General features: G+C 66.7%; 4 protein-coding genes. 3 read left to right on the top strand and 1 reads right to left on the bottom strand.

Features of this window, described 5'->3' with window-relative positions; translation table 11 throughout:
- A partial coding sequence (locus A5636_RS07965) for a ferrous iron transport protein A (protein ID WP_172827180.1) occupies window positions 1–334 on the top strand: 334 nt, incomplete at its 5' end.
- A gap of 16 nt (window positions 335–350) precedes the next feature.
- On the opposite strand, the gene A5636_RS07960 is transcribed toward A5636_RS07965, so the two are convergent.
- Window positions 351–1,406 (bottom strand): DUF4192 domain-containing protein, encoded by a 1,056-nt coding sequence (locus A5636_RS07960; RefSeq protein WP_065158147.1) that lies wholly within the window; start codon window positions 1,404–1,406, stop codon window positions 351–353.
- A 112-nt stretch (window positions 1,407–1,518) separates the two neighbouring features.
- Here A5636_RS07960 and sthA point away from each other — a divergent pair, with 112 nt between their 5' ends.
- Both sthA and A5636_RS07950 read left to right on the top strand, forming a co-directional pair.
- Window positions 1,519–2,925, top strand: coding sequence for a Si-specific NAD(P)(+) transhydrogenase (gene sthA, locus A5636_RS07955; RefSeq protein ID WP_155763689.1), 1,407 nt, complete (start codon window positions 1,519–1,521; stop codon window positions 2,923–2,925).
- 245 nt (window positions 2,926–3,170) lie between these two features.
- On the top strand, window positions 3,171–3,744 hold a 574-nt coding region (locus A5636_RS07950), incomplete at its 3' end, for a proteasome assembly chaperone family protein (RefSeq protein ID WP_172827181.1).

The following is a 3,744-nucleotide window of genomic DNA, read 5'->3' as shown; positions in this document are numbered from 1 at the left end:
CGACAACCCGACGACTTCTCCGTTCGGCAATCCGATCCCGGGCCTGCTGGATCTGGGGGTGGGCTCGGAGTTCGACGCCGACGACGCCATCCTGGTGCGCCTGACCGAGTTGCCGCCCGGGTCCCCGGTCGCCGTCGTCGTCCGGCAATTGACCGAACACGTCCAGGGCGACATCGACCTGATCACCCGCCTCAAGGACGCTGGCGTGGTTCCCAACGCGCGCGTCACGGTGGAGACGGGCGTTGCGGGCGGCGTGACCATCGTCATCCCGGGCCACGAGAACGTAACCCTGCCGCATGAGATGGCGCACGCCGTCAAGGTCGAGAAGGTCTGACCCGACCGCTGGGCCGCTAGCCTGCGCGGCGCCCGAAATCCTGGCGCGGCGGCAGCCGCACCCCCAGTTGCTCGGCCAGTCGATATCCGGTACCGGCCAGCCGGCGAATCTCGTTGGGGCGCAACCCCGACTGCAGCGCGGTGTCCAGCATGCCCGCCATGCGATGCCGCGGATCGCACCGCAGCGCGGCCTCCAACGACACGCCCGCCAGCGGCCCGTCGCCTCGCACGTAGGCGCTGAATGCGAGCAGCACCAACGCTTCCACCCGCCACGGTGGCGGGAGTCGGCGCGACAACACCGCCCATAATGACTCGGCGGCGTCGGCGGTCTCCGCGACGGCGAGGGCGTACAGCGTGTCCCGTACCCGTACGTCGCTCAGCGCGCAGCCCAGCTGGGCTAGCTCGGCATCGTCGAGCAACTGCCCGTCGATTACCCGCGCAGCCGCATCCATGGCCATCTCGACGTCGCGCCGGCCGCATCCGGCCGGGTCGGATCGGCACGCGATCTCGCGGGCGGTCGCTGCCTTGTCGACCACCGGCGCCAGCGCGGCACTGAGCGCCGGGTCGACCGCGATCACCGCCTGCAGATCCGCTCGTTTGGCATACAACCGTCGCCCTTCCAACACCGCCGCCGCGGCCAGCGGCGACGCCGACGGATCGTCGATCTCGCCGCCGGCACCACAACCGTCGACACAATGCCAGCGCCCGCCTGCGGCAACCTGATCCACCACGTGTGCGGCATAGCGCTCGATGCCGTACTGCGCCAACGCGTCGGTCAGCGCTTCACACAGCTCCCGGTACTCCTCGTTGCAGCCCGGACACTGTGCGCCCTCAGCGTCGACGACCACCACGATCGCGGCGTCCGGCCGTGCCGCCGCTGCCACCTCGGCGAGCTCGTCCACACGGTCGGCGAGGTCGTCGGACAGGTCGGCGCGCAGCACCGACCCCATCCCACCGCCTTCCATCGAAACCAGCACCAGGGATTTTTCCGGCACAAAACCGAGGATGGCCGGTAGCGCAGCGATCAGTGCGCCGGGGCGATTGAGTTCAAAGTCAGCTCGATGCGTCGTCATGGCGTCAACGCTGACGACAACCACCGTCAGGATGTGTTCGCACAACGTGATTCAGCCGCGCGCTTGTGGAGAAAGTCGCGACTGTGGGCTTTATCGTCTAATCATGACTTCGATGCGCGAATACGACCTGGTGGTTCTCGGATCCGGGCCCGGCGGTCAGAAGGCCGCGATCGCCGCAGCCAAACTGGGCAAGTCGGTCGCGATCGTCGAGCGCGGTCGGATGGTCGGCGGCGTCTGCGTCAACACCGGCACCATCCCGTCCAAGACGCTGCGGGAGGCAGTGGTCTACCTCACCGGCATGAGTCAGCGCGAACTTTACGGCGCCAGCTATCGCGTCAAGGACAAGATCACTCCGGCCGACCTACTCGCCCGGACCCAGCACGTGATCGGCAAGCAGGTCGACGTGGTGCGGTCACAGCTGATGCGCAACCGGATCGACCTGGTCCTCGGGCACGGCCGCTTCGTCGACCCGCACACGATCCTGGTCGAAGAGGATGCCCAGGGCGAACGCGTGACGGTCAGCGGCGACTACATCGTCATCGCCACCGGCACCAGGCCGGTGCGACCGGCCGGGGTGGAATTCGACGAGAGCCGGGTCCTCGACTCCGACGGCATCCTGGACCTGCGGTCCCTGCCGACATCGATGGTCGTGGTGGGTGCAGGCGTCATCGGCATCGAGTACGCGTCGATGTTCGCCGCCCTGGGCACCAAGGTCACCGTCGTGGAAAAGCGCGACACCATGCTGGACTTCTGCGACCCCGAAATCGTCGAGGCGCTCAAATTCCATCTGCGCGACCTGGCGGTCACGTTCCGCTTCGGGGAGGAAGTCACCGCGGTCGACGTGGGAGCGTCGGGAACCGTCACCACCCTGGCCAGCGGCAAACAGATTCCCGCCGAGACGGTCATGTACTCGGCGGGCCGGGAGGGGCAGACCGAGAACCTGGGTCTGGACAACGCCGGACTCGAAACCGACCACCGCGGCCGGATTTTCGTCGACGACCAGTTCCAAACCAAGGTCGACCACATCTACGCGGTCGGCGACGTGATCGGCTTCCCGGCGCTGGCGGCGACCTCGATGGACCAGGGTCGGTTGGCCGCCTATCACGCGTTCGGAGAGCCGACCGAGGGCATCACGGCGCTGCAGCCGATCGGGATCTATTCGATCCCCGAGGTGTCCTATGTGGGGGCCACGGAGGTTGAGCTGACCAAGCAGTCGATTCCCTACGAGGTCGGGGTGTGTCGGTACCGCGAACTGGCCCGCGGCCAGATCGCGGGCGACTCCTACGGCATGCTCAAGTTGCTGGTTTCCACCAGCGACCGCAAGCTGCTGGGAGCACACCTCTTCGGCACCAGTGCCACTGAGATGGTGCATATCGGGCAGGCAGTGATGGGGTGCGGCGGCACCGTCGACTACCTGGTCGATGCGGTGTTCAACTACCCGACGTTCTCCGAGGCGTACAAGGTGGCCGCGTTGGACGTGACGAACAAGATGAGGGCCCTCAGCCAGTTCCGGCGTTGAACGAACCGGAGCGTCGTAGCGCGCCAAGTGCTGGACGGGTTGTGCCTCAGCAATCGAATAGAATTCGGGCCGAATGCGTTGATCGATGCAGCAGCAAATCGCCCGCGGGGCCGCCATCGACCTCCTTCGATTGAGAGACACTGGTTAGGGCAACCTAGAGGGACCCGAGTCAGCCCGAGAGGAGGAGCACCGTGACCGACCATCACCCCGATGGGGCGCAGGACTACCAGCCGGGCCAATCTGGCATGTACGAACTCGAGTTCCCGGCGCCAGTGTTGTCGACGTCCGATGGGCGTGGTCCGGTTCTGGTGCACGCCCTGGAGGGCTTCTCCGATGCTGGTCGCGCGATCCGGCTTGCCTCCGCCCACCTGAAGGCGGCGCTGGACACCGAACTTGTCGCGTCGTTCGCGATCGACGAACTGCTGGACTACCGCTCCCGTCGGCCGCTGATGACGTTCAAAACCGACCATTTCACCCACTACGACGACCCCGAACTCAGCCTGCACGCGCTGCGTGACAGCGTCGGCACGCCGTTCCTGCTGCTGTCGGGCATGGAGCCGGACCTCAAGTGGGAGCGGTTCATCACCGCGGTCCGGTTGCTGGCTGAACGGCTGGGGGTCCGTCAGACGATCGGGTTGGGCACCGTGCCGATGGCGGTGCCGCACACTCGCCCGGTCACCTTGACCGCGCACTCCAACAACGCTGAGCTCATCGCCGACTTCACGCCCTGGATTTCCGAGATCCAGGTGCCGGGCAGCGCTTCGAACCTGCTCGAATACCGCATGGCGCAGCACGGCCACGAAGTCGTCGGGTTCACCG

This window comes from Mycobacterium asiaticum (assembly GCF_001673315.1).
GTDB lineage: Bacteria > Actinomycetota > Actinomycetes > Mycobacteriales > Mycobacteriaceae > Mycobacterium > Mycobacterium asiaticum_B.
This window is presented reverse-complemented; position numbering and strand designations above follow the sequence as displayed.

Bases quoted from the DNA above. Each gene is read 5' to 3' on its own strand.
- A5636_RS07960 (WP_065158147.1), bottom strand. From the start codon at position 1,406: ATGACGACGCATCGAGCTGACTTTGAACTCAATCGCCCCGGCGCACTG.
- sthA (WP_155763689.1), top strand. From the start codon at position 1,519: ATGCGCGAATACGACCTGGTGGTTCTCGGATCCGGGCCCGGCGGTCAG.